The following is a 26,727-nucleotide window of genomic DNA, read 5'->3' as shown; positions in this document are numbered from 1 at the left end:
GCGGACGAGGATTCGCGGGACGCGCCGGGGGCGTCCCGCGAATCCTCTTCAGGGCCGGAGCGGTTCAGGGCCGGACCGGTTCAGGGCCGGTCCGGCCGTCGCGACGTCACAAGGTCACGACGTCACCAGGCTCAGCCCGTACCTCGCGAGGATCTCGTTGACGGGCTGGAACCAGGTCTCGCCGCCTGAGGAGCAGTTGCCGTAACCGCCCGAGGTCACGCCCTGGGCCTGGTCGCCGCTGATGAACGAGCCGCCGGAGTCGCCCGGTTCGGCGCACACGCTGGTGCGGGTCAGCCCGTAGACCGTGCGGCCGTCGCTGTAGTTGACGGTCTCGTTGTACGCGCTCATCTGGCCGCAGTGCCAGTGGGAGGTGGAGCCGGAGCGGCACACGGAGGTGCCGATCGGGGCCACGCCGGAGCCGCGCACGAGCCGGTCGGGGATGGTGCCCCAGCCGAGCACGACCGGGGTGGTCCACCAGCCGTTGCCCACGTTGACCCACGCCATGTCGTCGCCGGGGAAGCTGGAGGCCTGGATGGAGCCGATGGCGCTGTTGTCCCAGCCGCGCACGCTCTGTCCGGCGCCGCCGCAGTGCCCGGCGGTCACGAAGCCGCCGTGCACGGAGAAGCCTATGGAGCAGCGGACGTTGCCGGTGTAGAAGGGGTCGCCGCCCACGGTGCCCGCGGCCAGCGGCCGTGCCGCCGCGGTGGTCTCCTGGACCTGTACGGGGCCTGCCGCGCGCGCGGCGGCCAGGAAGGCCCTGACCGCGGGTGTCCTGGCCTCCTTCGCGACGACCTTCACCACGACGCTGTTGGCCCGCGGGTCGACTCCCCAACTGGTCACCGCGACAGGGGCCTTGAGGGCGTCGATGGCCCGGTGGGCCGTGGCCAGCGTCCGGGCGCTGTGGGTGACGGTGCGCACGGTGGCGCCGGTGGCGCGTACGGCGTCGGCGCGGGCGGCGTCGGCCACGGCGACGGTCAGGCGGTGGGTCGCGGTGTCGAACCAGGCGCCCGCGTATCCGGCACCGGCCGCCGCGCGGGCGCGGGGTTCGGTGGCGCGGGCGGTGGTCTCCGCGTCGAGCCGGGCCCGTGCCTGCGCCGCGGTCAGCCCGAGGTCGCGCTGCATGGCGGCGATCAGGCCGCTGGAGGCGGGTGCCCCGGCGGCGGAGCCGGCGGGTGCGACGGGTGCGGCTCCGGCGCTGGTGGAGAGCGCGCCGGTGGACAGGAGCGCTCCCACGAGCGCCAGCACGGCGATGCCCGCGCGGCCCCGGCGCGCCGGACGTCGTACGAAGGCCGCGCCGGGGGCGGCGGCGGACCGGCTCGGACGGTGGCTGGAGGGGGTGGATCCGGGCGTGCCCGATCTCTGTCTCATGGCGGTGACCCTTCGTCGTTGTTCTCGCGTACGTGGGGGGGTGCGGAACACGGAACGGAACGCGGCAGCGCCGGAAGCCCTCGGTCACGGCGGCGTCCGGTCCGGGACAGTAGCGAAGGCTCGGAAAATGGTCCATACCAAGAGCACACCGAAGTGCTTCTTTTTCTCCAACTCCGCGCAAAAGTTCACAGATACCGGCGTGGCCCACCCGTATCGAAGTGGGCGAAAGCCGCACATGCGGGGGGCGGGGCGGACCGTGCCGCCGGCCCGCCGTCGGCTTCTGCGCGCCGGGCCGAGCGGCCGTCGGCGCCGTGTCAGCCGACGTGCACCCGTGGCCGCCGGTCCATGTCGGGTTCGGCGCGGCGCAGCACCTCGCGGGTGACGGGGGCGACTTCGCCGTCTCCGAAGACGAGGAAGCGGATGAGGTGCCCGAGGGGATGGCCCTCGGTCCAGTCGAAGTAGGCGTGCGGGACGCGGCCGGTGCGGTCGCGCAGCCTGAGCAGTACGGCGGCGATCGTGTTGGGCACTCCGGGCCCGCGGACCCGGAGTCTGCGTACGCCGTGCTTCTCGTCGCCGTGCACGTGCAGGTCGGTGGTGAAGTCCGAGGAGTTCGTGACGAACACCTCCAGGAACAGCACGGGCCGCCCGTCGGGGATGTGGGTCTGCTCCCGCTGCTCGTACTCCTTGGCCCGGTACTCGGCCGTGGTGTGCTCCTGCGGTTCGTTCGCGATGATCCGCAGGGGTCCGTCGGCCGCCGCCGCGTCGATCAGCCGCAGCGCCGTGTCGTCGAACGTCACGGTCGCCGCGCGCAGTTCGAAGGCGCGGTGCACCCGAGAGGCGAACGAGGTCAGCAGGATGCCGAGGATGAACAGCAGGGCGATCTTGATGCCGTCGGGCCGTTCCACCACGTTGGCGACCAGGGTGTAGGCGAACACCGCCGTGATCACCCCGAATCCGGCGGTCGCGGCCCGGTGCCCGCGGCGCCGGGCCGCGGCGGTGGAGGCGAAGGAGGCGGACAGCATGAGGACCAGGACGCCCGTCGCGTACGCCCCGCTCTGCGCGTCGACGTCCGCGTCGAACCACAGGGTGATGGCGACGGCGATGGCGAAGAAGAGCAGTACCAGGGGGCGTACGGCGCGGGTCCACTCGGGGGCCATGCCGTAGCGCGGCAGGTACCGGGGTACGAGGTTGAGCAGTCCGGCCAGTGCGGAGGCCCCCGCGAACCAGAGGATGGCGATGGTCGAGACGTCGTACAGCGTGCCGAACACCTCGCCGAGGTGCTCGTGCGCCAGATAGGCGAGCGCCCGGCCGTTCGCCCGGCCGCCGGACTCGAACGCCTGCTGCGGGATCAGCAGCGTCGTCGCCAGGCTGGAGAGCAGCAGGAAGCAGCTCATGACGAGGGCGGCCGTGGTCAGCAGTCTGCGGGTGTCGCGCACCCGCCCGGCGGGTTTGCGGTACGTGTCCGAGGCGTCGCCCCTGACCTGGGGCATGACGGCCACGCCGGTCTCGAAGCCGGACATGCCGAGCGCCAGCTTCGGGAAGACGAGGAGGGCGACGCCGACCATGGCCAGGGGTGAGGAGTGCGAGGCGGTGGCGGCCTGCCACCAGTCCTCGATCACCACGGGGCCGGCGGCGATCTGCCGGACGGAGGCGGCCAGCACCACCAGGTTCAGGCCGAGGTAGAGCGCGACCAGGACCACCGCGACGCGGATGGCCTCGCGGAAGCCCTTGAGGAAGACGGCGCCGAGCGCGCCGACCAGGACGAGGGTGATCCAGACGTTCTCGCCGCGCAGCCAGTGCGGGGCGAACGGGTTCTCCACCACGTGGGCGGAGGCGTCGGCGGCCGAAAGAGTGATGGTGATCATGAAGTCGGTGGCGGCGAACCCGAGCAGGACGAGTACGAACAGCTTCCCCGCCCACCAGGGCAGCAGCCGCTCCAGCATGGCGATCGATCCTTCGCCGTGCGGGCTCTCACGGGCCACCCGCCGGTACACCGGCAGCGCCCCCAGCAGGGTGAGCGCGATCAGGACGAGGGTGGCGAGGGGGGAGAGGAGTCCGGCGGCGAGGGCGGCGATGCCGGGCTGGTAGCCGAGCGTGGAGAAGTAGTCGACGCCGGTCAGGCACATGACGCGCCACCAGGTGTGCCCGGTGTGTTCGGCCGGTGGTGTGCCGTGCGGTCCCGGGTGCCGGGCCGACTGCTCGCTCAGCCCCTCCAGCAGCCACGCGCGGGCCCGCCGGGAGGAGCGCTCTTCGGTCATGGGGTGGGGGTTCCTGTTCTGCTCGCCGACCGTGGTGCCCGTCGGCATGCCGCCTGCCGGTCGTTCCGCGTGCCGAGGTGCGAGGAGCGGTTCCCTGCTCATCCTTGCGCGAACGGAAGGAGGGGGCGAGCGCGGTGACCGGGGAGAGCGGGCGGCGCAGCACCCCCTCCCCCGGTACTACTTGTTGCCGAGTACCGGTACTCCGTACTACGTTGTACCGGTACTCAGTAGCACTGATTAGCCGGGGCGACCCTTGCGTACAAGGAGATTCATGATGGCGAACAGCGGCAACGGCCTCTCCGCGGCAGGACTCCGCCGCCTGCGCGAGGTACTGGAGGCGCACGTGGAGTCCAAGAGGATCCCCGGGCTCGTCGCCCTGGTCGGCCTGGGCGAGGAGACCCATGTCGAGACGATCGGGACGATGCGTCACGACGGCGGCGCACCGATGCTGCGGGACACCATCTTCCGGATGGCCTCCACGACCAAGCCCGTCGCGGTCGCCGCCACCATGGTCCTGCTCGACGAATGCCGGCTGCGGCTCGACGACCCGGTGGACGAGTGGCTGCCGGAACTGGCCGGGCGACAGGTCCTCCGGCGCCCCGACGGCCCCCTGGACGACACCGTCGCGGCGCGGCGGCCGATCACCGTGCGCGACCTGCTCACCTCCACCTGCGGACTCGGCCTGGACATGACCGCGGCGGACTCCCCGATGATGGCCGCCTACTTCGCCCGGAAGATCTACGGTGAGAACGGCTGGCTGCTCCCGGCGGTGGAACCGGACGAGTGGATACGGCGACTGGGCACCCTGCCGCTCATGCACCAGCCGGGCGAGCGGTGGATGTACAACGTCAGCGACGACGTGCTCGGGGTGCTGGTGGCCCGCGTGACCGGCCGGCCGTTCGAGGCGTTCCTGCGCGAGCGGATCTTCGAGCCGCTGGGCATGAAGGACACCGGGTTCCACGTGCCCGCCGACAAGATCCACCGGCTGCCGCCGCTGTACGCCCCCGACCCGCGGACCGGCGAGTTCACCGTGGGGGACCCGGCCGAAGGAGGGCACCACAGCAGGCCCCCGGCGTTCGCCTCGGCCGGCGGCGGACTGGACTCGACCGTCGACGACTACCACGCCTACTTCCGGATGCTCCTGAACGGCGGAACGCACGGCACCGATCGGATCCTGTCCCGGCAGGCCGTCGAGCTGATGACCACCAACCGCCTCACGGCCGAGCAGACGGCCTCCCTCCAGTCCTGGGCGCGCAGCGTCGTCCATCTGTCGCACGGTCAGGGGCAGACCGGCGGCTGGGGGTTCGGGATGACGGTGCGCACCTACCGCGGGGACTACGCGCCCGTCGGCCAGTTCGGCTGGGACGGCGGGGCGGGCACCACCACGTACGCCGACCCCAAGAACGGGCTCGTCGGCATGCTGCTCACCCAGACCGGCATGTCCACACCGGACTCGGCGCACGCCATGCAGGACTTCTGGACCACGCTCTACCAGGCCATCGACGACTGACCCGGCCCTGCGGGCGCCACCGCACGGCCGTGCGGTGGCCGGGGGCACGGAGCCGGTTCCCGCACGGCCGCGAACGGGCAGCCACGGAGCCGTGCCGTGCCCGGCCCCCGGCCCCCCGGCCGCCGCGGCCCGCCGACGACGGGCCGTCAGGAAGCCGTGACGGCCGCTCCGTCCCGCCACCGCAGGACGGCGGCGGTCACCCCGCACACCACCACCCATACGGCGGTCATCACCACGGCCCCGCCCCACACCGACGAGCCCCCGAGGTCACGGACGACGAGGCCGCACACCCCCGCCGGGATCAGGCCCAGTGCACACCACAGGGCGCACCGGGCCCGCCGCCCGACGTGGCGCGGCCACCCCGACTCCGCCTGCTCGCGGGCCCGGAACAGCAGCCGCCAGCACAGCGGAGCCGCCCAGCCTCCCGCGACCAGCAGGGCGAGGGCCAGGCCCAGCAGCCACAGGCTGGTGCCGTCGGGGGTGTCCTCGGTGGTCTGTCGCACGCCGTCCTTCGACAGCTCGACCGCGTAGTCGCGCCAGAGGGTCACGGTGACCCTGTCCCCCGGCCGCAGGGTCTTCACCAACGGCTCGTGGGTGCCGAAGGAGAGCCGCTCGACGTGCCGGGTGTCACCGACCACGTCGGCCTTGATGTCGCGGCCCTTGCTCGACTCCGGGTTCTCGACGGTGACCTCGCCGACGGTCGCGGTCTCCTCGTACAAGCAGTCCCACCGCTGCGCGCCGACGCACGGCCGCGCCCGCGGGTACGCCTCCTCCTCGGCCACCGCCTCGGGCATCGACAGCAGGCCCGCCACCCCCATCAGCAGCAGGAACGCGACGGGCGGCGCCAGCAGGCAGCCCGTCGCCCGCAGCCGCCGCACCCGGGCGACGGCCCGCCGCGGCGCCGGATCGCGGCGCCTCCCCGTCGTACCGCGCCGTCCCGAGTCCCGCCCGGCACCCACCCCATCACCCACACTTCCGCACCTGTCCGAAGCAACAGGCTGCGGGAGTCGCGCGGCGCGCCGACAGGGGCGAAAGGCCCCACCTGGGCGGCCGGTCGCGGGTGCGGCGGGCCCGGTGCGCTCAGTCGCCCGCGCTGCGCTGGTTCTCCCGCACCTTGGCGATGGCGAACCCCCAGCCCTGCTGGACCGTCGGTTTGGCGGGGACGGCGATCTCGTCGGGGTTGGTGAGCACGTCGAGGAGCACGGGCCCCGGCTCCTCGAAGGCGCGCCGTACCCCGTCGGCCAGTTCCTCGGCCCCGGTGACGCGGATTCCGGTGATGCCCAGTGCCTGCGCGACGGCGGCGAAGTCCGGGGTGTCCAGGACCGTACCGAACTCGGGCAGGCCCGCCTGTTCCTGTTCCAGCTTCACCATTCCCAGGCGCTGGTTGTCGAAGACGACGAGCTTCACGGGCAGCCGCTCGGCGCGGATCGTCATCAGGTCCCCCAGGAACATCGAGAGACCGCCGTCGCCGCAGAACGCCACGACCTGACGGTCGCGGTCCAGCAGCTGCGCGCCGATCGCCTGGGGCATGGCGTTGGCCATCGAGCCGAGGTTGTAGGAGCCGAGCAGCCTGCGCGCGCCCCGCATCTCGGTGCCGATCTCGGCCAGCGGTACCTGCACGGCGACGGCCAGCACCGGGGTGCCGCTCTTGGCGGCGTCGTACAGGCCGTTGAGGAGATGGACCGCGCCGGGGCCGACCGTGCCCATGCGGACGCCGAGGGAGCCGGTGAGCTGCGACTGCGCGACGGCGGCGAACGCGGCGGCCTCTTCGTGCCGGCAGCCCACCCAGGAGACCTTTACGGGTTCCGTGGATCGGGCGGCTCACGCGCGTTTGGCGGAACTTCCCGTGTACCGGAAGGTGTCGGGGTCTGCCGCCGCCCAGTCCGCCGCCCATCCCTGCGGCGGGCCGGCCGTCAGCTCGCCGGGGGTCAGCCACTCGTACAGCTCCGCGTAGGAGCGGAAGTCGTCGGCGTCGGTGGCACGCCGGCGCAGCAGGTGCGGGCCGAGTTCCGCGGGGTCGGTGACGCCCATGGCGGCCATGATCTGCAGGGCACTGGCGACGGTCGCCTCCTGGAACCGGTGGACCCGCTCGGACTTGTCCGCGACGACCAGGGAGCGGGCGCGGCGCGGGTCCTGGGTGGTGACTCCGGTGGGGCAGCGGTTGGTGTGGCAGCGCTGGGCCTGGATGCATCCGACGGCGAACATCATGGCGCGGGCGGCGTTGGTCCAGTCGGCGCCCATGGCGAGCCGTTTGACGATGTCGGACCCGGTGGCCACCTTGCCGCTCGCGCCGATCCTGACGCGGTCCCGCAGACCTGCCCCGACCAGGGCGTTGTGCACGGTGACGAGCCCCTCGGTCAGGGGCATGCCGAGGTGGTCGGCGAACTCCAGCGGGGCCGCGCCGGTGCCGCCCTCGGCGCCGTCCACGACGACGAAGTCCGGGGCGGTGCCCTCGGCGAGCATCGCCTTGCAGAGGGCGAGGAACTGCACCCGCGATCCCGGGCAGAGTTTGACGCCGACCGGTTTGCCGTCCGCGAGTTCCCGCATCCGCGCGAGGAAGCGCACCAGCTCGCGCGGGGTGGAGAACACCCGGTGGTAGGGCGGCGAGACGACCGTCCGCCCCTGCGGGACGCCCCGGACCCGGGCGATCTCGGCGTTGACCTTGCCGCCCGGGAGCACTCCCCCGATGCCGGGCTTGGCCCCCTGGGACAGCTTGAGGGAGACGCACTTGACGGCGGGGTGCGCGGCCTTCTCGCGGAACTGTTCGGGGTCGAAGCCGCCGTCCTCGGTGCGGCAGCCGAAGTAGCCGGTGCCGATCTCCCAGATCAGGTCGCCGCCGGGCCTCAGGTGGTATTCGGAGAGCCCGCCCTCGCCGGTGTCGTGGGCGAAGCCGCCGCGGGCCGCGCCCGTGTTGAGGGCGAGCACCGCGTTCGCGGACAGCGACCCGAAGCTCATGGCGGAGACGTTCAGCAGGGCCATGTCGTACGGCCGGGTGCAGTCGGGGCCGCCGACGCGGACCCGGGGCGGGGTCGCGGGCACGTCGGCGGGGTGCATGGACGGCACCAGGAACTCGTAGCCGCGGGCGTACATGTCCCGTTCGCTGCCGAAGGGTTCCTCGGCGTCCACGCCCTTGGCCCGCTCGTAGACGATGCTGCGGGTGTCCCGGTCGTAGGGCCGTCCGTCGAAGCTGCGCTCGACGAAGTACTGCTGGAGTTCCGGCCGGACCGCCTCCAGGAGGAACCGCGCGTGCCCGATCACGGGGTAGTTGCGCAGCACCGAGTGGCGCCGCTGCGTCAGGTCGTACAGGCCGACGAGCGCGGCGGCGGCCAGGGGTACGGCGGCCGGCCACCACCAGGGCGACAGCAGGAGGGCCGCCGCCGTACCGGCGGCCGCGCACAGAACCAGCAGGGCGACAGCACCGAAACGCTTCATGGCTGATCTGTTGACCGCGGTCGGTGCCCTCATGCCCGCCGTCCAGGTGGCACCTCCCTGCGCGCGGCGAACGGCCCAGCGGCTCCCGCCCCCGGCGGCCGTGCCGTGCGCTCGGGGGCGGTTCCGCGGCGGGCGCATATCGTCCGCGTATCGAAAACCGCATACAGGCCGGCAACGGCGGGTTGCTTTCACTGGTCGCGTCGAACCCACGCAGGACCCGAGGACACAGCAGTGAACAGCGACGAGCGAGCACGGACCGCGACGATGACGAAGACGGACACCCCGCGGGGGGAACGGGCGGGGCGGGACGGCCCGGGAGACTCCGGTGTGCCGGACGGCCGGGCCACCGGGAGGCGGCGGGCCCGGGTGCGCCGGGCCCTGGCCCCGCTGGCCACGCCCGCGCCGTGGCGGCGCGGCCGTGTCCTGGCCGGTTCGGCGCTGCTGCTGGGCCTGGTGATGCTGGGGCACGGGTGGCTCACGGACTTCGGTGGCCTCGGCAGTCTGGTGGAGACCTTCCTGCCGTGGTCCGCTCTGGGCGTTTTGGTGCTGCTCGCCGCAGCGCTGTGGCGCAGGTCCGCGTCCGCGGTGGTCGCGCTGCTGCTGCCCGCACTGGTGTGGGCGGGTCTGTTCGGCGGGCTGCTCGGGGACCGGTCCCGTGCGGGCGGTGACCTCACCGTGGTCAGTCACAACGTCGGCGCCGAGAACGCGGACCCGGCCGGTACCGCCCGTGCCCTGGCCGCCTCCGGCGCGGACCTGCTGGCACTCCAGGAGCTGACCGGGGAGGCGGAGCCGGTGTACGAGAAGGCGCTGGCCGAGGCGTACCCGCACCACACGGTCCGGGGCACGGTCGGGCTGTGGAGCAGGCTGCCGCTGTCCGGCACGCGCACGGTCGACGTCGCGATGCAGGGCATGGCCGGGCCGCTGGCCGCGCACCTGACGCCCGAGGAGCGGGCGGCCACCCCCCGCGCTCTGCGCACGACGGTGGCGACGGAGCGGGGGCCGCTGGTGGTGTACGTGGCCCATCTGGGGTCCGTGCGGGTGAATCCGCGGGCGGGGTTCTCCACGGACCAGCGGGACGAGGGCGCGCGTTCGCTCGCGCGGGCCGTCGCCGCCGAGCGCGGTGCGCGGGTGGTGCTGCTCGGTGACCTGAACGGCACGACGGACGACCGGGCGTTCGCCCCTCTCACCTCGCGGCTTCGCTCGGTCCAGGACGCGGCCGGGGACGGCTTCGGGTTCAGCTGGCCCGCCGCGTTCCCGGTGGCGCGGATCGACCAGGTCCTGGTGCGCGGTGTGGAGCCGGTGGGCGCGTGGCTGCTGGCGAGGACCGGCAGCGACCATCTCCCGGTGGCGGCCAGGATCGGCTGGTGACCGGTGAGGGTCCGCTCCCCCGCGCCGCCGGTGCCGCCGGTGCCGCCGGCGGGGAGGATCGTGCCGGGTCGGGCCGGTGGTCGCCGGCCTGACCGCGGGCGTCGACGGTGGCAGCCGGGGTCGGTGTGCGGGTGCGGTCAGTGGGAGTGTCCGGCCGCCGGGGCGCGGTCCTTGCTGGTGTGCTCCGCCGGGTGGTGCGGTTCGTACCCGGGGATCGTGCCGTCGGGTTTGGCGACCAGGAAGAGTCCGGCCATGCCCATGTCGGAGTGGCTCTGGACGTGGCAGTGGTACATCCAGGCGCCCGCGCCGACGTGTTCGCCCGCGATGATCTGGAAGCCGAAGGAGTCGGCCGGGCCGGTGATCTTGTTGTCGACGATGCGGCTGGGGTCGTCCGGGCCGGTCAGCAGGCCGGTCCTGTTGTCGGCCCAGCGGTGTCCGTGCATGTGGAACGTGTGGTAGTACTCGCCGTGCGTGATCATGAGGATCTCGACGCGGTCACCCACCGTGGCCCGGAAGTCGGGGCTCTGGTGGCCCGGCCTGTTGTTGATGGTCATGTCGTTGAAGACGATGGTGAACGTCTTGTCCGGGAGGATGTCGCCCTTGCGGCGCACGATGACACCGCCGTAGAGGCCCTGGCGGATGCCGCCGGTGCCGTGGTCGGTGCCCACCACGTGGTCGTGGTAGTGCCAGTAGCCCGCGCTGCCGGCCTGCCAGGTGCCGTCCTTGCGGCGGCCGGGGGCGTGGGTGCGCCAGGTGTAGGTCCGGGTTCCGCCGGGCTCGACGTGGCTCTTGCTGAGCTTGGTGCCGTCGCTGCCGATCTCGTAGTCGACGCCGTGCACATGGAGGCTGGCCGGCACGTCGAGGGTGTTCTCGAACTCGATGTGGACGGTGTCGCCCTCGATCACCTCGATCAGCGGGCCCGGCACGGACGCCTTGCCCTTCTCGAAGCCGTAGCCCAGTTGCCCGTCGGGCAGTTTCTCGGCGTACATCTTCAGCCGGTGGATCCGGCCGCCCGCCGGTGCGGTTTTCGGCGGGCTGTCGGCCGCGGCGGCCGCCGCGGCCGGGGGTGCGGTTTCCGCCGCCAGTGACAACGATGTCGCACCGGTCGCCGCGACCGCCCCGCCCACCAGCAGGCGCCTGTTGAAGCTCCGTCTGTCCATGCCCAACTCCCCACTCCGTACGGAGATTGACGGCCACACCGTAGCCGGGCGAACGCAGTTCATCCACACTGAGGACAAAGTTTGCGGTACTCCGGTCATACCTCTTGGCGAGTGACGAAAAGAGGTCTAGCTTCATCGGCTGTTCCTGTGACCACAGAGGGATGGGTGAACACATGCATCGCGCACCACATCACCGGTCAAGACGCCGACGCGGGCTGATTGCCGCTCTGGCGGCCGGAGTTGTCGCATCCGGCCTGCTCGGCGGCGGCGCGGCCTCCGCGCGGCCGTTCCCAGAACCTCCGCCCAAGACAACGTTGTCCCTTCCCGCGCTGCCGTCTCCCCCCGGTGGCGCGAACGTGCGCGTGCTGGTCTTCCACGGCTCCGCCGGAGCGGACGAGCCGCCGACCGTCAACGCCGGCATCGAGGCCATCGAGAAGATCGGCCAGTCCGGTCCGGCCGCCCAGCGCTTCCGCGTGGAGGCCACGGACGACCCGTCGGTCTTCACCACCGCCAAGCTCGGCAAGTTCAACGCCGTGGTCTTCCTGACCGGCGGCGGCGACGTGCTGGACCCGGAGCAGGAGGCGGGCCTGGAGGCGTACATGGAGGCCGGCGGCGGCTTCCTCGGCATCCACGACGCGGCGCGCACCGAGCCGTACTCCGACTGGTTCGGCGGCCTGATCGGCGCCCGGCCCGCCGCGAACAGCCCCGCGGGCGTCCAGCGCGCGACCGTGGAGGTCGGCGACCGGCAGCACCCGGCCACCAAGGACCTGCCGCTCCAGTGGAAGCGGCCCGACAAGTGGCTGAACTGGACGAAGAACCCGTCCGGCGACGTGCACACCGTGGCGCGGGTGCGAGAGGCCACCTACAAGCCGGGCGCGAGCGCCAACGGCTGGGACCACCCGGTCTCCTGGTGCCGCGACTACGACGGCGGCCGGTCCTTCTACACCGGCATGGGCGGGACCGCCGAGTCCTTCCAGGAGACGGACTTCCGCGACCACCTGCGCGGCGCCCTCCAGTGGACGACGCGCCTGTCGCGCGCCGACTGCAAGGCGAGCATCAACGCGCACTACAAGGCCGAGCGGCTCACCGCGCCCAACCAGCCGGGCCAGGCCGACCAGATCGGCGAGCCGCACGGCCTGGTGACCGCGAAGGACGGCCGGATCATCTACATCGGCCGCGGCGGCGGGGACAACGACGCGCCCGTGGTCACCGACTGGAACAACCCGGACATCGGCAAGGGCCAGGGCCAGATCCACGTCTGGGACCCGAAGACGAAGAAGGTGACGTTCGCGGGCGCGCTGACGGTCTTCGGCAACAAGGGCGGCGGCGACGAACTGGTCAAGAACGAGGAGGGTCTGCTCGGCGTCGAGACCGACCCGGACTTCCTCTCCAACGGGTGGGTGTACCTGCACTACACGCCCCACTCGCAGATCAACAGGGACACCCACATGGCAGAGCGCCGGGTCTCCCGCTTCACCCTCGACCTCGCCACCAACAAGCTCGACCTCGCCTCCGAGAAGGTCCTGCTGAAGTGGCCGGTCCAGATCCACAGCTGCTGCCACGCGGGTGGCGGCCTGGCCTGGGACTCCAAGCAGAACCTGTACATCGCGACCGGGGACAACAACTCCTCGCAGTTCAGCGAGGGTTACTCGGGCAACAACCCGCAGCCCAACTTCAAGGGCGTCTCCTTCGCCGACGCCCGCCGCACCGCCGGCAACACCAACAACCTCAACGGGAAGATCCTGCGCATCCACCCCGAGGACGACGGTACGTACACCCTGCCCGCGGGCAACCTCTTCACCGGCAAGGAGCCGGACGAGGGCGGCGGCAAGACGCGCGGCGAGATCTACGTGATGGGCGTGCGCAATCCCGCCCGCATCGCGGTCGACCCGAAGACCGACACCCTGTACGCCGGGTGGGTCGGCCCCGACGCGGGGGCGCCGAGCACCACCTGGGGCCCGGCGAAGTACGACACGTTCGCCGCGATCACCAAGCCGGGCAACCACGGCTGGCCGTACTGCATGGGCAACAACCAGCCCTACCGCGACCGCAATCTGCCCGACCCGAGCAAGCCGCTGGGCTGGTACGACTGCAAGGCGCCGAAGAACGAGTCGCCCAACAACAACGGTCTGGTGAACCTGCCGCCCGTCACGCCCAACACCATCTGGTACTCGCCCCAGGGCGGCGGCGTGGACTATCCGCGCGACGCGAACGGCGTGCCCAGCTACAAGCAGGAGGAGCAGAAGCTGCTGCTGCCGTGGCTCAAGGGCGGCGGCCAGGCCACCATGAACGGCCCCGTCTACCGCTTCGACGGTTCGAGCGAATCGAAGGACAAGTGGCCCTCGTACTGGGACGGCAAGTGGTTCGTCGGTGACTTCTACGACGGCGACCAGCCCCGCCACGCGGTGCTGACCGACCCGAAGACCGTCGGCAACGGCGGGCTGCCCACCCACGCCGAGTCCCTCAAGAAGATCATCCCGGTCGGCACCAACGGCATCCGCAACCTCATGGACTGGAAGTTCGCGCCGGACGGCTCGCTCTACGTCCTCGACTACGGGCGCGGCTTCTTCACCTCGGACGCGCAGTCGGCGCTGTGGCGCGTGACGTACAAGGGCGGCGAGCCGACCCCGGCCGCCGGTGACCTGGCCAGGAAGGCGGAGTAGGCAGTGCAGAGGAAACGCAGAACCCCGCGGCTGTGGACGGCGCTGGTGGCCGCCCTGCTGATGGTCCTCGGCCTGACGTCGACGGCGGCGTACGGGCGTGACGACGGCGGTGCGGCAGCGGGCGCGGCGGCGCCCGTCCAGACGCTGACCTGGACGGCCGGCGACCCGATCGACCGCTATCTGTCCTTCCCGAAGACGGCGGTCGCGGGCGAGACGACGATCGTCTTCGAGAACAGCACGGCGACCGGCAACACCACCTCGATGCCGCACACGCTGACGTTCGGGGTGTCCGACCCCGAGTACAACAGCGACGTGCAGCTGAACATCCTCGCCAACCCCAACGACGACAAGGGCGGCAAGCACACCGCCACGGTCACCCTCACGCCCGGCCGGTACTTCTACCACTGCACCATCCCCGGCCACGGCGCGATGCAGGGCGTGCTGACCGTCACCGAGGGCGGCGGCGAGGACACCACCGCGCCGGAGACCACGGCGAAGGTCGAGGGCGAGAAGAACGCCGACGGCGCGTACATCGGGCACGCCTCGGTGACGGTCGGTGCCACCGACGCGGGTTCGGGCGTGGAGAGGATCGAGTACGCGGTCGGGGCGGACGGCGCCTGGACCCCGTACACCGCGCCCGTCATGGTCCACGAGGTCGGCACGCACAAGATCCGCTACCGGGCCACCGACAAGGCGGGCAACACCGCCGCCGAGAAGGCCGTCGACTTCACCGTCGTCGCACCGCCCACCGACGACAAGACCCCGCCCGAGACCTCGGCGACGGTCAGCGGCGAGAAGAACCCGGAGGGCCAGTACCTGGGCATGGCGACGGTCACGGTGACCGCTTCCGACACCGGCTCGGGCGTCAACACCATCGAGTACGCGGTCGGGGCGGCCGGCGCCTGGACCGCGTACACGGGGCCGGTGATGGTCCACGAGGTCGGCACGCACAAGGTCCGCTACCGGGCCACCGACCGGGCCGGGAACGTCGCTGCGGAGAAGGCGGTCGACTTCACGGTCGTGGCGCCGCCGACGCAGGACAAGACCCCGCCGGAGACCACGGCCGCCGTCAGCGGCGACCGGAACGCCGACGGCGCGTACATCGGCAGCGCGAAGGTGACGCTGACCGCGACGGACGCGGGCGGCTCGGGCGTCGACAAGGTCGAGTACTCGCTCGACGGCGGCCCGTACCTGGCGTACACCGCGCCGGTGATCGTCGACCGGGTGGGACGGCACACCGTCGACCACCGCGCCACCGACAAGGCGGGCAACACCTCCGTCGCCAAGAAGGTGGCGCTCTCCGTCGCGGAGGGCGGCGGCGTGCCGGCACCGAACTGCCCCGAGCACGACGAACGGCTGACGGTCATCGTCGGCACCGTCGACTCGGGCGTACCGAACCGCATCACCAACCGGCGCTGCACCATCAACGAGCTGATCGAGGACGAGCGGGAGTGGACCTCCCACGCCCTGTTCCTCAAGCACGTCGACACGGTCCTCGACAAGCTGCTGTACGACGGGGTCGTCGACGCGCGCGAGACCCGTGTGATCTACCGTGCGGCCAAGCAGTCCGGCATCGGCAAGCCGGGGCAGACGGGCGGCTACCGGGACCTGTTCGACGGTTCGAAGGCGTCCTTCGACTGCTGGGAGCAGGTCGGCGGCGGTTCCTTCGGACTGAACGCGGACGGCTCGATGACCAGCTCCACCACCACGCCGGGCATGGGCATGCTGTGGTTCCCGGGGCGCAAGTACGAGAACTTCTCGCTCAAGCTGCGCTGGCGCGACGACGCACCGGGCACCGGCAACGCCAACGGCGGTGTCTTCGTGCGCTTCCCGCAGGTCCACGACCACCCGGAGGAGTCGCGTCCGGAGTGGGTCGCCATCAAGTACGGGCACGAGATGCAGATCCTCGACCGCCCGGACGGCGACATGTACAAGACGGGCTCGGTGTACGGCTTCGACCGTGTGGGCCTGGGTGGCGCGGGCGTCACGCCCAAGGGCACCTGGAACGACTACGAGATCCGCGTGGAGGGCCAGCACTACTCGCTCTTCCGCAACGGTGTCCTGATCAACGAGTTCGACAACAACGGCGGGCAGGACTTCTACCCGCCGCGCGGCGACGACCCGGGGACGGACGGCCGCCGGTACGCCTCCGGCTACATCGGCCTCCAGGTCCACGGGACCACCGATGTGATCTCCTACCGCGACGTGCGCATCAAGGAGCTGTAGCGGCGTCGGCCACCGGGGCCCGGCGGGACGGCTCGCGCGCGGACGCGCGGCCGTACCCGCCGGGGCGTCGGCGGACGTGTCGCTCACCTCTGCCCGATCCGTACAACCATTCCCCTTCTCGTGAGTCAACTGAGTCGGGAGTGACGCGAGCAGGTGCGTCCTCCCGGCTCACTCACACTCACGGGGGGCTCCACCCATGTCCGACAAGCGCATACCGCGTGCCCTGACCGCCACCGCCCTGGCCGCGGGAGTCGTCCTGCCGCTGGCCGGCGCCGCTCCCGCCGGGGCCGCCGCGCCGCAGGTGGCGTGCAGTTCGAACAAGGCCGGGCTGGCCAACAAGCTCAGGGGCGACATCACCGCGGCCCTGCGCGGCAGACCCGGTACCGTCGCGGTCACCGTCTACGAGCACTCCAGCCGCACCTACTGTTCGCTGCGCGCCTGGAACTCCTTCGACTCCGCCAGCATCGTCAAGGTCACCGTCCTGTCCGCCCTGATGTGGGACGCGCAGAAGACCAGACGGTCCCTCACCACCCGCGAGCGCGGCCTCGTCGACGCCATGATCACCAAGTCGGACAACAACGCGACCAGCACCCTGTGGCGCCAGCTGGGCACCGGAAAGATCAACGGGTTCCTGCGCGCCGCCGGGATCAAGTACACGAAGCCGGGCGCGGGCGGCTACTGGGGACTCACCCAGGTCAACGCCTCCGAGCAGAGCAAGCTCCTGGGCACGATCACCCTGCACAACAACGTCCTGAGCGACGCTTCCCGGGCGTACGTCCTGAACCGGATGGCGGCCGTCGTGTCCGGGCAGCGCTGGGGCACCCCGGTCGGCGCGCCCGGCAGAGCCAAGGTGCACGTCAAGAACGGGTGGCTGCCGCGCGCCACCAACGGGTGGCGCGTGCACTCGCTCGGCGCGTTCACCGGCCAGGGCCACGACTACACGATCACGGTGCTGACCCACGGCAACAAGACGATGCAGCAGGGTGTCGACACCATCCAGGCGGTGTCCCGGGCCGTCCACCGCGACCTCAACGCGGGCACGGCCGGCACCGCCCGCCTCTTCGAGGCACCGGTCCCGGTCGTCGAGCCGCCGGCCGTCCCGCAGGAGGTCGTTCCGCCGATGCCGCGCGGGTAGCGGCGCTCTCACGGGCCGCCGGGGCGGTCGCCGCCCGGCGGGCGGGGCCCTCCGGCGTAAACCGGGTAGCCCGTTCGAGGTGGACGAACGTTTCTTCGGGTCTCGCCCCTTGGCCCGTGGACATGATCACGGGGCCCGGGGTGCGTCCGGGCCCCGTCGTCGTGGAGGTCCTTGCCCGTGGTCGTCGTCATCGTTGTCGCCGTGCTCGCCCTGCTCGCGGGACTCGCCGCCAACCGCTATCTGCGGCCACGGATCATCACCGCCGACGACAGCGAGGGCATGGCGGTCAAGGACCTCGTGGCTCCGCTGCTGACCCTGACGATCCTGCTGCTGGCCTTCGTCCTGGTCACCGCCTCCGGTTCGTACGGCAAGGCGGAGGTCGCCGCGCGCGGGGAGGCACGCGCCCTGGACCAGCTCGTCGAGACCGCCGAGTACGCGCCGGCCGCCCAGCGGGGCCGCATCCAGGCGGACGCCGTCTGCTACGCGCGCGCCGTACGGTCCCGGGAGTGGCCCGCGATGGCCGAAGGGAAGGGGTCGACCGCGCCGAGCGTGTGGTCGACCGACTTCCGGCGCGCGTTCGCCGAGGTGCAGGGCACGCCGGTGTTCGGGATGCTGGTCGGCGCCGACCACAAGCGGTCGGACGAGCGCGAGGAACGGCTCACCCAGGCCACGCCCAGCATTCCCGGCGCCATCTTCTGGTTCCTGCTCGCGACCCTGACCCTCACGGTCATGGCGCTCGGTGTCTGTCTGCCCCGCAGGAACAACCGCGGCCAGCTGATCACGCTCGCCCTGATCACGGCGCTGCTGACGACGACGCTGTGCATCATCCGCGACGTCGACCGGCCCTTCGGGGGTGTCACCGCGGTGCAGCCGACCGCGATCACCGAGATCGGGCGGCAGGCCGACCGCGACTTCCTCGCCAACCACTCCGCCTCCGAACTGCCCTGCGACGCCGAGGGACTTCGCCGGGGGTGAGCATCCGGCGCGGGCACACCGGGACGGATGGGCGTACGGCGCGGTCGCACCGGGCCCTCGAAGCGGTCCCGGTCGCCCGCGGGAGTCCGTGCGGCCGGCGCTCGCACCCCCGCGTCACTCCAGGACCAGTGCCACTTCGTCGATCTCCTCGTCGCGCGCCTGCGCGAAGATCCGGCCGCGGCCGGTGACGGTGAAGCCGCACTTCTCCAGGACGCGCAGCGAGCCGGCGTTGTCCGCCGCCGCGTGGGCGTACAGCGGCCGGGTCGGCTCCAGCGCGACGAGTTCCTTCAGCGCGGCACCGGCGACCCCGCGCCCCCAGTACTCGGCGGCGATCCAGTAGGTCACCTCGCGCTCGTCGGGCGGCCCGAACACCGCCGCGTTGCCCGCCACCGCCCCGTCCGCAAGCACGGTCCGCGCCGTGACCCCGGGGTTGGCACGCACCTTCGCCCAGTGCGCGTCGAACAGCCCCCGGTCGTTGTGGTAGTCGCTCGTGACGGCGGCCATCCGCTGTGCCGTACGGTCGCTCGTGTGCGCCCAGAAGACGTCCAGGTCTCCGTCCCGCACCTCACGCAAGGTGATCTTCACTTCTCGGGTCCTCCCCCGGTGGCCGCCGTGTGTTCCGCCGAACCTACCGCCGCGCACGGCCACTGTCTGCCACTGTCCGCTCTTCGCGGGCTTGTCGCGAACGGGTCCGCGCGCGGTGCGGGCACGGCATCATGAAGTGCCATGCGGGTGGGGTGGTTCGGCCGACGGCGTGGCACGGTGCGCAAGGTACTGCTGCTGGTGGCGCTGGTCGTCCTGGTGCTGGCGGTGCGGCTGAAGGGCATCGGGCAGGAGCTCTCCTACGTGCTGGTCGCGCTGGCCGTCGTCTCGGGCCTGGTTGGTCTGCTGACGAACCGCCCTGAGGACGCGAAGGAACTGGAAGCGGTGGCACGGGAGTTGGCCGCCGACGTCCAGCGGGAGTCGGACGCGAGAGCAACGAGGTACGCGCTGGTCGAGTCCTCCGCGCTGCCGGTGGCCTGGCAGCCCGCCGGAGCCGCCCTGGCCGAGGACTGGGCGGACCTGGTCAGGACCGCCCGCGGCCTGCCCGGCGGTCCGCCCGCCGGCGGCGACAACTGGCCCGCGGACGCCACGGGACTGGCGGGCACCTACCCGCAGATCGGTGAGGTCTTCCTCCAACGGGTGCCCACGCACCGCCTGCTGGTCCTGGGCGAGCACGGGTCCGGCAAGACGGCACTGCTGATCCGGCTGCTCCAGGAGCTGGTGCGCCCGGAGCCCGGCGGACCGGTGCCGGTGCTGTTCTCGCTGGCCTCCTGGAACCCGGCCGAGGAGGACCTGCGCGCGTGGATGGCCGAGCAGCTGCGCCGCAACCGCAACGTCGCCCTGCGCAAACCCGCCCGGGGCGAGCCGCCGGGCACCGACCGGGCGCAGGCGCTGGTCGACAGCGGTCTCGTACTGCCGCTGCTGGACGGGTTCGACGAGATCCCGCCCGCCCTTCACTCCGTGGCCCTGCACGGGATCAACCAGGCGTGGCGGACCCGGCCCCTGGTACTGGCCTGCCGCACCGACGTCTACCGCGCGGCCCTGGACCGGCCGGACGCCAGGCGCCTGGACGGTGCCGCCGGCGTCCGGCTGGTGCCGCTCGCCCCCGGACCCGCCGCCGCCTATCTGCGCGCCGGGCTGCCCGACCCCTCGCGGTGGAACCCGGTCGTCGACCGCCTGGGGGGCGACACACCGGTGGGCCTGACGTTGAGCACACCGCTGGGGCTTTACCTGGCGCGCACCGTCTACGCGCCGCCGCCCCGGGCCGGGGAGCCCGAACCGCTCCGGCATCCCGACGAACTCTGCGACACCACGGCGTGGGGCACCCGCGAGGAGCTGGAGCGTCATCTCTTCAGCCGGTTCCTCACCGCCGTCTACGACGACGGCACCGGAGCCGAACGGCCCCGCGGGCGCGCGCCGCGGGCCCGGCACGCGCTGACCGTGCTCGCCCGGCACCTGGAGGCACTCGGCGGTACCGACCTGGCGTGGTGGGAGCTGAGCCGGGCGGTCCCCGCCGGGCGACGGCTGCTGACGGCGGCCCTGGCGGCGGGTCTCGTCGGCGCGGTGGCGGTCGGTCTCGTCGTCGCGTTCGGCTTCGGCCCCGGCTGGGGGCTGCTCGGCGCGGCGGCCGGCGGGCTCGCCACCGGGCTCGCGGCCCGCGCGGGCCTGCGGGGAGCGGCGGACGTCGTCTATCCGAGCGCCCGGTTCCGCAGCACCCTCATCGCGGGGCTCCTGGCGGCGGTCCTGGTGGCCGGTGTGGTGTACCGGTTGAACGGTGTGTACGTCGTCCAGGTCGTGGGCGGTCTCGCCGGGCTGGTCCTCTTCGAGAAGCTGTCGGGGCGGCTGTCGTTGGAGCGGGCCGACCTCACGGTCCGGATCGGCCCGCGGACGCTGGTGGTCCAAGACCGCCGGATCTTCGTGCGGATCGTGCTCGTGTACACCCTGGCGTTCGGCGCCTGGGGCGTCTTCCTGTTCGGGCTGCGCAGCGCGTTCGGGTTCGTACCCGCGCTGGGGGTCGCCGGTGGCCTCGCGGTGGGGCTCACCGTGGGGCTGGCGCGCGGGTTCCAGGTCGGCTGCGCGGAGACGGCCTGGGCGCAGTTCGCCGTGACCCGGGCCTGTCTGGCGATGCGCGGCGATCTCCCCTGGTCGCTGATGTCGTTCCTCGGCGACGCGCACGCGCGTGGTGTGCTGCGCCAGGTCGGCACCGTCCACCAGTTCCGTCACATCAGCCTCCAGCGCCATCTGGCCGGGGAGCCGCGCCCGGACCGCTGAGGCCCGTCGGTCCCCGGACGCGCGCAGCCGGGCCGCGGGTCCGCGTCCTCCGCGAGGGATCTCGCCGTGCCGGACACGGTTCCGGGGCATGATGTGCCCATGCCTACCGAGGAGTTCACCCGGAGCGTCGTGGTCGCGCGTCCCGTGGAGGAGGTGTTCGCGCACCTGGCGCGCCCGGAGAGCTACATCGGGCTGTCCCCGCTGATCGTCGCGGTGCGCGAGGTCGACGTGTCGGCGGACGCGGTGCGCTACGTCGCCGTCGAACGGTTCCGTCTGCGGGCCCTGCGCTGGGACAACCCGATCAGGGTGACCATGACGTTTCCCGAGCCCGGCAGACGGATCGTCAGCGAGGTCTGGAGCCCCGGCCGGGTACGGCTGGAGTCGACGGTCGTGCTGACCGACGACTCCGCGAAGACCCGGGTGAGCGAAACGGTCCGGGTCACCTTCCCGGGAATCCTGCGGGCCCTGGTCGTCGGACAGGCGACGAAGGTCCAGGGCAGCCGACTGGCGGAGCTGGCCCGGCGGATGGACCGCGCTCCGGGCAGCTAGGGACCTGCGCCCGGATCGCATCGGCTCGTCCTCCGGGCGTCGGTCGGCACGGCACGGAAGACCGCGGTACGGGAACGGCCCCGACGAGCGCGCTCCGTCAACTCCAGCTTGGCGACGGCCCGTTGGGCGGTTGGTAGGGGACGGGGCGCCCGGTGTGGCCGTCGAGGAGCACCCGGTCGTCCAGGGGGCGCCGCAGTCGCACGGTCACCTGCTGGATCCTCCCCTGCTTCGTGCAGGCGCGCCGGTGCTCCGGGGAGGAGACGGAGCCGGACAGGACCACGCTGTCGTCCGTTTCCAGCACGGCGACGACGGGGCCCGCGTCGCAGGTGCCGTGCAGGGAGTTCACGGTCGCCGAGCGTCCGTCCCGGCCCGTGCGGACGAGGTTGCGCAGTGCGTGTCCCGGTACGTCGCGAGCCTCTGCGATCGGGGGCCGCGGGAGTGGCGACGGGACGGCGGCGGCCCGCCGCAGCGGGGAGTCGTAGCCGTCCAGGGTGTAGAGCCAGGCCGGGACCACCGCCGGGCCGCGGCTGGTGGCGACGGTCATCTCGCCCCGTTCGACGGCGGTCACCGTGAGATGGGGTGCCCGGCCGTCCCGGTCGCCTGCCAGGGCTCGGTACGACGCGTCCGCGCCCTGGAGGGGCCGTGCGAGCCGTTCCTTCGCCGACCACACCACCTGGCCCTGCGCGGGCGAGGTGGTGGGCAGCTTCGCGCGCAGCACGAAGCTGTGGGCCGCGTACGCCTGCCGGTCGGAGGCGCCGCGCAGGCCGCCCTCGGGGAGTTGGACCACGTCACCCATGGGGTGGTAGCCGGCCCGCCAGGCCGCGGCCGCGGTCGAGCCCTGCCAGGCGTCGGCGACCTGCCGGGCGCGGTGTGCCGACGCCTTGGCGTCGTCGTCGGCCCGCTCGTTCCTGTTGCCGCAGCCGGAGGCGGCGGCCAGGACAGCGGCGAGGAGCGCGGGCAGAAGCGCGCGGCCCAGGGTGTACGGTGCTCTGCTGCTCATGCTGACTCCAGAGTGTCCGGACCGGGTCGGAGGTGTCGTACGGGCCGCGTCACTTCGGCCGGTTCGGGGCGGCGGATTTCGCCCCCCTATGCTGGGGCAGCCGTGGCGCCGTTGCCGTCGGCCGTACCGCCCTTTCCAGGAAGATTCCGTTGACCCCGTACTCCCTCGCGTTCTACTTGGACGTGATCACCTCCGGAACGGTTCTCGGTCTCGCGCCGACGGCGGGTCCCGAGGAGGTCACCGCCGTCCTCGGCACCGGCTTCGCGGAGAACTCCACCAGCCGCGGGAGCATGTGGCGCGACTACGGCATGGTCGAGTTCTTCTGGGAGCGGGAGTCGCGCGACCACCCGTGGCGGGGGCATCACTTCACCCTGCAGGTCCATCGGCTCCCGGCGGCCTGGGGCGGCAGCACGGTCAACCCGGTGATCCGCGGGCGGTACGGCCGTTTCGACCGCCATCTGCGCTACGACAAGCTGGAGCGGCTGCTGGACCGCCGCGGCGTACGGCTGGAGGACGTACCGGATGCCAACGCACCCCAGTACAGCCTGCACTGGCAGCCCGCCTCGCAGGTGTCCGTCATGGCACGGCGGACCACTCGCGGTGAGAGGTGCCGGCACGGCGGCCAACTCCGGGGCGATGTACATGCCATCTCGTCGTCGATGAGTGCCGAGTCGGTGGCCTGGTACCGGGAGCGGTACGGGCCGGGGAAGCACGCGTAGCGGCGCGTCCCTCCCAGGTGTGCGGGACGTTCGCCCGACGGCGCTGTCCGTGTCGCCCGGTGGCAGGCGGACGGGCGGACAGCACACGGCGGGCGGACTCCCGTCGGCAGCAGCCGCTCGTGGTCCGCCCGCCGTCGGCCCGGCCCCGGATCACCAAGGCCGGGTACCGGTGCGGGACGCCGCGGGTGCGACGTCGGCGGGGCTCACCAGTTGTAGACGATGTCCCCGTTGCTGTTGACCATCTTGAACGTTCCGTCCCCCTGGTCGATCACGCATCCGAAGCCGCCGTCGCCCGTCGCCCCGCAGAAGGTGTCGGCACTGGCCGGACCGGCCACGGCGATCCCGCCGCCGACGAGGACACCGACGGCTGCGACGGCGGTGGCGATTCGCCCGGTCCAGGTGCGGCCCGGCTTGGTGGTGTTGCGCTGCATCGCTGACTCCCTGCTTCTGCTGCTGAGTTGTCGGACACAGGGGATTCGCGGCGGTGGCCCCGGGCGGATTGGCCACCTGGCAGGCAAAAGGGGCCCCACGAGCCCGCACGGGTCCCGCGGCGCCCCTGCCTCTCAGCCGAACCGCAGGATGCGCGGTGCGAAGGTGCCGTCGGGTCCGCCCGCCCGGCCGACCGCCCAGACCATCGACGTGCCGGGGACGGCGGCCAGTTGCAGGGAGTAGGAGTCGCCCTCGCCGGGCACCTGCGGTTCGTCGTACTCGGCGAACGACTGGCCGTTCCGGGCGAGGAAGTCCGGGCCGGGGACGAGCGGCGGGTTGCTGCCCGGCGGGGCCCACTTCAGCGAGCGGGCCACCGCGACCCATGCCAGTTCGCCGGACGGTCCCGGGGTCAGCGAGGTGATGCCGCCGAAGTTGGTGGGCACGGCGACCCTTTCCCAGGTCTGGCCGTCCCAGCGGGCCAGCAGCGGCGGGATCGGCTTGCCCGGCGGGCCTCCGATGAAGCCGCCCGAGCCGCCCGCCCACACCTCCGTCGGCGAGACGGCCAGGATGCTGCCGACGACCGCTCGCGGGGACCCGGACACGATGGTCTGCTGCCACGCCCTGCCGTCCCAGTGGGAAGCCGTCGCACCCAACTCCGAGGCACCCGCGGCCCAGACGTCGTCGTCGGCCAGGACGTGCATGCCGTACACGGAGCCGGGCGGCGCCGGTAACTCCTGCCAGCCGCGCCCGTCCCGGCGCAGCATCGCCGGTGCCTGGTCCCGCGTGCCGATCAGCCAGGTGCGGCCGGCGCCCGCGACGGCCTTCGTCAGGACGAAGCCGCTCGGGGCCCGGCTCTCGGACCAGGTGGTGCCGTTGGAGCGGAGCAGGCGGGTGGCGCCCGCGGAGTCGCGGCCGACCGCCCAGACCTCGGTGGGTGCGGGCGCGGCGACGGACAGGAGTTCGCCCTGCCAGCGGATCCCCGGCAGGCTCTGGCGCTGCCACGCGGTGCCGTCCCAGCGCAGGACGAGGGGGTAGCCGGGCGCGGAGCGGCCGACTGCGTCGGTGCCCACCGCCCAGGCCCGGCGGGGGCCGGACGCCACGGTCTCGTTCAGACCGGCCTGCGGGCGGACCTGTCCGGGGGCCGGTACGTGCTGCCAGGACGGGGTGTCCGCGGACGCCGCGGGCAGGGCGAGGGTCAGGGGGGCCGCGAGGGCCGTGACGATGAGTGCGCGCCGTTTCAAGGTCGGCCTCCCAGCCGCTCGCTCATGAGGTTCGGTTTCGAGCCGTAGATCTCGGCGGTTCCCAGGGCCAGCAGTGCGGCTCCGGCCCGGGTCAGCGCCTGCGGTTTGACCTCGATCGCGTTCTCCCGGGCGGGTCCGTAGGTGAAGGTGACGCGGGGCCCGTCCACGCGCGCGTACTTCGACTGGAACGCGCGGTCGCTGCGCATCGGGAACCACAGCGCGCCGTCCGGGCCGCGGACCATTTCCGCGGTGTGGGCGTCGCCCAGTGCCGTCGGGAAGACCGTGCGCCAGGTGCCGCCGCTGCGGGTCATGAGGTAGGTGCGGCCGACCCCGTCGGTGTACTGGCTGCCGCCGACCGTGATCCGGCCCGCGGGTTCCAGGAGCATCGTGTGCACGTTGGCGTTCGCCGGGAGCGGCACCTCGGCGTCCTTCCAGGACGTGCCGTCCCAGTGCAGGACGGCGGTCCCGGAGGTGGTGTCCGCCCAGGCCCAGGCGTCGGTGGCGGACCTGGCGGTGATGCCCATCAGGAACAGCACGCCGTCGGGGGTGCGCTGTTCGCTCCAGCCGGAGCCGTCGAAGCGCAGCACCTTCAGCCCGGTGGAGTCCTCGCCGACCACCCAGGCGGCACCGGGCACGGCGACGAAGTCCTGGTAGGTCCACAGGATCCGCGGCACGGTGACGACGCTCCAGGTCACCGACCCGTCGGGGCCCGGTGCCGAGCGGCGCAGGATCTCGCCCACGCCGGCCCGGTGGCGGAAGATCCACATTTCCTCGCCGACGAACCGCACGGTCCGCAGCGAGCCGGGTTCGGCGGCGCCCGGGAAGCCGGTGTCCCGGTTCCACGTCCTGCCGTTCCATCGCAGGAGCAGGGGCCGCGATCCCTCGGCGGCGCTCTCGGACCCGGTCGCCCACGCCTCGTCCGGGCCCCGGGCCGCGACGTCGGCCACGGAGGCGGGCGGGGCGGTGGCGGGCAGCGGTACGTCGGACCAGCCCGGCCGCGCGGCGGCGTCCGCCGGTGGTGCCGGCGACAGGGCGGTGACGCACGCGATCATCACGCAGACGAGGACCGCACGGAGACCGTTCACATGACCTCCCGGAGCACGAAGGGCGCACAGCCTAAGGGGGTTGCCCCACCATGAACAGAGCACGCACGCACCTCAGTTGCTCCGGCGCGCCCCTCGGTGCGTTCTGCGCGGTCGCCCGTGCGCGGCGGAGGCCCCGCGTCCGCTGCGGGCGGGTGCGCCCCGCTCCGCCGGGCGGCGCCTACCCTGCCTCCATGCCACCCTCCGAAGCCCTTGCCCGTGCCCTGCACTCCCCCGCCGACCCGCCGCTGCGCCCGCTGCCGTCCGCCGCCGCCGAACTGCTGCTGGCGCTCGACGCCCCGCCCCGGCTGGCCGCGCATCTGCGTGCGGTGCACGACGTGGCGTACCGCCTGGTGGAGTGGGTGCAGGAGCGGTGTCCGGGGCTCGGGACGGACCGGGAGGCGGTGCTGTTCGGCGCGGCCACCCACGACATCGGCAAGACGGTGCACGTCGCCGAGCTGTCCGGCCCCGGCTCGGCGCACGAGGAGGCGGGCCGCGCGCTGCTGCTGGAGCACGGTTTTCCGCCGCGCCTCGCGCGCTTCGCCGGTACGCACGCCTCCTGGCGGGCTGCCGGGACCACGGTCGAGGACCTGCTGGTCAGCACCGCGGACAAGGTCTGGAAGAACAAGCGTGTCCCGGAGCTGGAGGACCTCCTCGTGGCCCGGATCGCCCTCGGCACCGGCCGGCCGCACTGGGAGGAGTACCTCGCCCTGGACGACGTGCTCGAACAGCTGGGCGGCACGGCGGACCAACGTCTGGCGTTCCAGGGGGCTTTCCCCGTGGGGCGCTGAGCCTTCG

20 protein-coding genes and 2 pseudogenes are annotated in these 26,727 nt (G+C 72.7%); 10 read left to right on the top strand and 12 right to left on the bottom strand.

Translation table 11 applies throughout. From position 1 onward, the window contains the following. Positions 1 to 114: 114 nt before the first annotated feature. Positions 115 to 1,368, bottom strand: a complete 1,254-nt coding sequence (locus ACFYVL_RS31415; protein ID WP_389250869.1) for a S1 family peptidase — start codon at positions 1,366 to 1,368, stop codon at positions 115 to 117. 314 nt (positions 1,369 to 1,682) lie between these two features. Next, complete coding sequence (locus ACFYVL_RS31410) at positions 1,683 to 3,626, bottom strand: amino acid transporter (RefSeq protein WP_389250868.1); 1,944 nt, start codon at positions 3,624 to 3,626, stop codon at positions 1,683 to 1,685. Positions 3,627 to 3,900: 274 nt separating this feature from the next. Here ACFYVL_RS31410 and ACFYVL_RS31405 point away from each other — a divergent pair, with 274 nt between their 5' ends. Then, positions 3,901 to 5,136 carry a serine hydrolase domain-containing protein gene (locus tag ACFYVL_RS31405; RefSeq protein ID WP_389251030.1) on the top strand — a complete coding sequence of 412 codons (1,236 nt, stop codon included), beginning with the start codon at positions 3,901 to 3,903 and terminating at the stop codon, positions 5,134 to 5,136. 146 nt (positions 5,137 to 5,282) lie between these two features. On the opposite strand, the gene ACFYVL_RS31400 is transcribed toward ACFYVL_RS31405, so the two are convergent. From ACFYVL_RS31400 to ACFYVL_RS31385, 4 genes and pseudogenes are all read right to left on the bottom strand, one after another. Next, positions 5,283 to 6,107: a hypothetical protein gene (locus ACFYVL_RS31400; protein WP_389250867.1), complete on the bottom strand. Its 825-nt coding sequence runs from the start codon at positions 6,105 to 6,107 to the stop codon at positions 5,283 to 5,285. 109 nt (positions 6,108 to 6,216) lie between these two features. After that, a pseudogene (locus ACFYVL_RS31395) lies at positions 6,217 to 6,726 on the bottom strand (thiamine pyrophosphate-dependent enzyme); the annotation flags it as partial. 9 nt (positions 6,727 to 6,735) lie between these two features. Then, positions 6,736 to 6,921 (bottom strand): annotated as a pseudogene (locus tag ACFYVL_RS31390) (thiamine pyrophosphate-binding protein); the annotation flags it as partial. A 36-nt stretch (positions 6,922 to 6,957) separates the two neighbouring features. Continuing rightward, positions 6,958 to 8,568, bottom strand: a complete 1,611-nt coding sequence (locus ACFYVL_RS31385; protein WP_389250865.1) for an FMN-binding glutamate synthase family protein — start codon at positions 8,566 to 8,568, stop codon at positions 6,958 to 6,960. 264 nt (positions 8,569 to 8,832) lie between these two features. Between ACFYVL_RS31385 and ACFYVL_RS31380 the strand changes: the two genes are divergently transcribed. Further along, complete coding sequence (locus ACFYVL_RS31380) at positions 8,833 to 9,936, top strand: endonuclease/exonuclease/phosphatase family protein (RefSeq protein WP_389251027.1); 1,104 nt, start codon at positions 8,833 to 8,835, stop codon at positions 9,934 to 9,936. A gap of 137 nt (positions 9,937 to 10,073) precedes the next feature. Here the strand turns inward: ACFYVL_RS31380 and ACFYVL_RS31375 are convergent, their stop codons facing one another. After that, on the bottom strand, positions 10,074 to 11,096 hold the full coding sequence (locus ACFYVL_RS31375; protein WP_389250863.1) for a multicopper oxidase domain-containing protein: 1,023 nt from the start codon (positions 11,094 to 11,096) through the stop codon (positions 10,074 to 10,076). A gap of 173 nt (positions 11,097 to 11,269) precedes the next feature. On the opposite strand from ACFYVL_RS31375, the gene ACFYVL_RS31370 reads away from it, so the two are divergent. The 4 genes from ACFYVL_RS31370 (at position 11,270) to ACFYVL_RS31355 (ending at position 18,095) form a co-directional block, all read left to right on the top strand. Further along, positions 11,270 to 13,759, top strand: a complete 2,490-nt coding sequence (locus ACFYVL_RS31370) for a ThuA domain-containing protein (protein WP_389250861.1) — start codon at positions 11,270 to 11,272, stop codon at positions 13,757 to 13,759. Positions 13,760 to 13,819: 60 nt separating this feature from the next. Then, positions 13,820 to 15,985: an OmpL47-type beta-barrel domain-containing protein gene (locus tag ACFYVL_RS31365; protein WP_389251025.1), complete on the top strand. Its 2,166-nt coding sequence runs from the start codon at positions 13,820 to 13,822 to the stop codon at positions 15,983 to 15,985. A 196-nt stretch (positions 15,986 to 16,181) separates the two neighbouring features. Beyond that, positions 16,182 to 17,120, top strand: coding sequence for a serine hydrolase (locus ACFYVL_RS31360; protein ID WP_389250859.1), 939 nt, complete (start codon positions 16,182 to 16,184; stop codon positions 17,118 to 17,120). A 177-nt stretch (positions 17,121 to 17,297) separates the two neighbouring features. Then, positions 17,298 to 18,095, top strand: coding sequence for a hypothetical protein (locus tag ACFYVL_RS31355; RefSeq protein WP_389250856.1), 798 nt, complete (start codon positions 17,298 to 17,300; stop codon positions 18,093 to 18,095). A gap of 114 nt (positions 18,096 to 18,209) precedes the next feature. Here the strand turns inward: ACFYVL_RS31355 and ACFYVL_RS31350 are convergent, their stop codons facing one another. After that, on the bottom strand, positions 18,210 to 18,680 hold the full coding sequence (locus ACFYVL_RS31350; RefSeq protein WP_389250854.1) for a GNAT family N-acetyltransferase: 471 nt from the start codon (positions 18,678 to 18,680) through the stop codon (positions 18,210 to 18,212). A gap of 177 nt (positions 18,681 to 18,857) precedes the next feature. Here ACFYVL_RS31350 and ACFYVL_RS31345 point away from each other — a divergent pair, with 177 nt between their 5' ends. Together ACFYVL_RS31345 and ACFYVL_RS31340 are read left to right on the top strand one after the other, a co-directional pair. Beyond that, positions 18,858 to 20,909, top strand: coding sequence for an NACHT domain-containing protein (locus tag ACFYVL_RS31345; protein WP_389250852.1), 2,052 nt, complete (start codon positions 18,858 to 18,860; stop codon positions 20,907 to 20,909). Positions 20,910 to 21,008: 99 nt separating this feature from the next. Continuing rightward, positions 21,009 to 21,458, top strand: coding sequence for an SRPBCC family protein (locus ACFYVL_RS31340; RefSeq protein ID WP_389250850.1), 450 nt, complete (start codon positions 21,009 to 21,011; stop codon positions 21,456 to 21,458). Between the two features lie 97 nt (positions 21,459 to 21,555). On the opposite strand, the gene ACFYVL_RS31335 is transcribed toward ACFYVL_RS31340, so the two are convergent. Beyond that, positions 21,556 to 22,458, bottom strand: coding sequence for a hypothetical protein (locus ACFYVL_RS31335; RefSeq protein WP_389250848.1), 903 nt, complete (start codon positions 22,456 to 22,458; stop codon positions 21,556 to 21,558). A 149-nt stretch (positions 22,459 to 22,607) separates the two neighbouring features. Between ACFYVL_RS31335 and ACFYVL_RS31330 the strand changes: the two genes are divergently transcribed. Next, on the top strand, positions 22,608 to 23,177 hold the full coding sequence (locus ACFYVL_RS31330; RefSeq protein WP_389250846.1) for a hypothetical protein: 570 nt from the start codon (positions 22,608 to 22,610) through the stop codon (positions 23,175 to 23,177). A gap of 203 nt (positions 23,178 to 23,380) precedes the next feature. On the opposite strand, the gene ACFYVL_RS31325 is transcribed toward ACFYVL_RS31330, so the two are convergent. The 3 genes from ACFYVL_RS31325 to ACFYVL_RS31315 all read right to left on the bottom strand — a co-directional run bounded on the left by ACFYVL_RS31325 (position 23,381) and on the right by ACFYVL_RS31315 (position 25,932). Beyond that, positions 23,381 to 23,608, bottom strand: coding sequence for a hypothetical protein (locus ACFYVL_RS31325; RefSeq protein ID WP_389250844.1), 228 nt, complete (start codon positions 23,606 to 23,608; stop codon positions 23,381 to 23,383). A gap of 132 nt (positions 23,609 to 23,740) precedes the next feature. After that, on the bottom strand, positions 23,741 to 24,847 hold the full coding sequence (locus ACFYVL_RS31320; protein WP_389250842.1) for a hypothetical protein: 1,107 nt from the start codon (positions 24,845 to 24,847) through the stop codon (positions 23,741 to 23,743). Next, the gene (locus ACFYVL_RS31315; protein WP_389250840.1) at positions 24,844 to 25,932 is read right to left on the bottom strand and encodes a hypothetical protein; all 1,089 of its coding nucleotides are present in this window, start codon (positions 25,930 to 25,932) and stop codon (positions 24,844 to 24,846) included. Before ACFYVL_RS31315 ends, ACFYVL_RS31320 begins: the two co-directional genes overlap by 4 nt. Before the next feature lie 191 nt (positions 25,933 to 26,123). Here ACFYVL_RS31315 and ACFYVL_RS31310 point away from each other — a divergent pair, with 191 nt between their 5' ends. Continuing rightward, positions 26,124 to 26,720 carry an HD domain-containing protein gene (locus ACFYVL_RS31310; protein ID WP_389250837.1) on the top strand — a complete coding sequence of 199 codons (597 nt, stop codon included), beginning with the start codon at positions 26,124 to 26,126 and terminating at the stop codon, positions 26,718 to 26,720. Positions 26,721 to 26,727 lie beyond the last annotated feature (7 nt).

Origin of the sequence: Streptomyces sp. NPDC004111, assembly GCF_042874215.1 — a bacterium.
Classification (GTDB): Bacteria; Actinomycetota; Actinomycetes; order Streptomycetales; family Streptomycetaceae; genus Streptomyces.
The sequence above is the reverse complement of the archived record's forward strand: the minus strand, read 5'-3'. Positions and strand labels throughout refer to the sequence as shown.

Coding starts and splice junctions, on each gene's coding strand:
- ACFYVL_RS31410 (WP_389250868.1), bottom strand. CDS start 3,626: ATGACCGAAGAGCGCTCCTCCCGGCGGGCCCGCGCGTGGCTGCTGGAG.
- ACFYVL_RS31310 (WP_389250837.1), top strand. CDS start 26,124: ATGCCACCCTCCGAAGCCCTTGCCCGTGCCCTGCACTCCCCCGCCGAC.
- ACFYVL_RS31405 (WP_389251030.1), top strand. CDS start 3,901: ATGGCGAACAGCGGCAACGGCCTCTCCGCGGCAGGACTCCGCCGCCTG.
- ACFYVL_RS31380 (WP_389251027.1), top strand. CDS start 8,833: ATGACGAAGACGGACACCCCGCGGGGGGAACGGGCGGGGCGGGACGGC.
- ACFYVL_RS31370 (WP_389250861.1), top strand. CDS start 11,270: ATGCATCGCGCACCACATCACCGGTCAAGACGCCGACGCGGGCTGATT.
- ACFYVL_RS31335 (WP_389250848.1), bottom strand. CDS start 22,458: ATGAGCAGCAGAGCACCGTACACCCTGGGCCGCGCGCTTCTGCCCGCG.
- ACFYVL_RS31375 (WP_389250863.1), bottom strand. CDS start 11,096: ATGGACAGACGGAGCTTCAACAGGCGCCTGCTGGTGGGCGGGGCGGTC.
- ACFYVL_RS31385 (WP_389250865.1), bottom strand. CDS start 8,568: ATGAAGCGTTTCGGTGCTGTCGCCCTGCTGGTTCTGTGCGCGGCCGCC.
- ACFYVL_RS31340 (WP_389250850.1), top strand. CDS start 21,009: ATGCCTACCGAGGAGTTCACCCGGAGCGTCGTGGTCGCGCGTCCCGTG.
- ACFYVL_RS31415 (WP_389250869.1), bottom strand. CDS start 1,368: ATGAGACAGAGATCGGGCACGCCCGGATCCACCCCCTCCAGCCACCGT.
- ACFYVL_RS31360 (WP_389250859.1), top strand. CDS start 16,182: ATGTCCGACAAGCGCATACCGCGTGCCCTGACCGCCACCGCCCTGGCC.
- ACFYVL_RS31325 (WP_389250844.1), bottom strand. CDS start 23,608: ATGCAGCGCAACACCACCAAGCCGGGCCGCACCTGGACCGGGCGAATC.
- ACFYVL_RS31365 (WP_389251025.1), top strand. CDS start 13,820: ATGGTCCTCGGCCTGACGTCGACGGCGGCGTACGGGCGTGACGACGGC.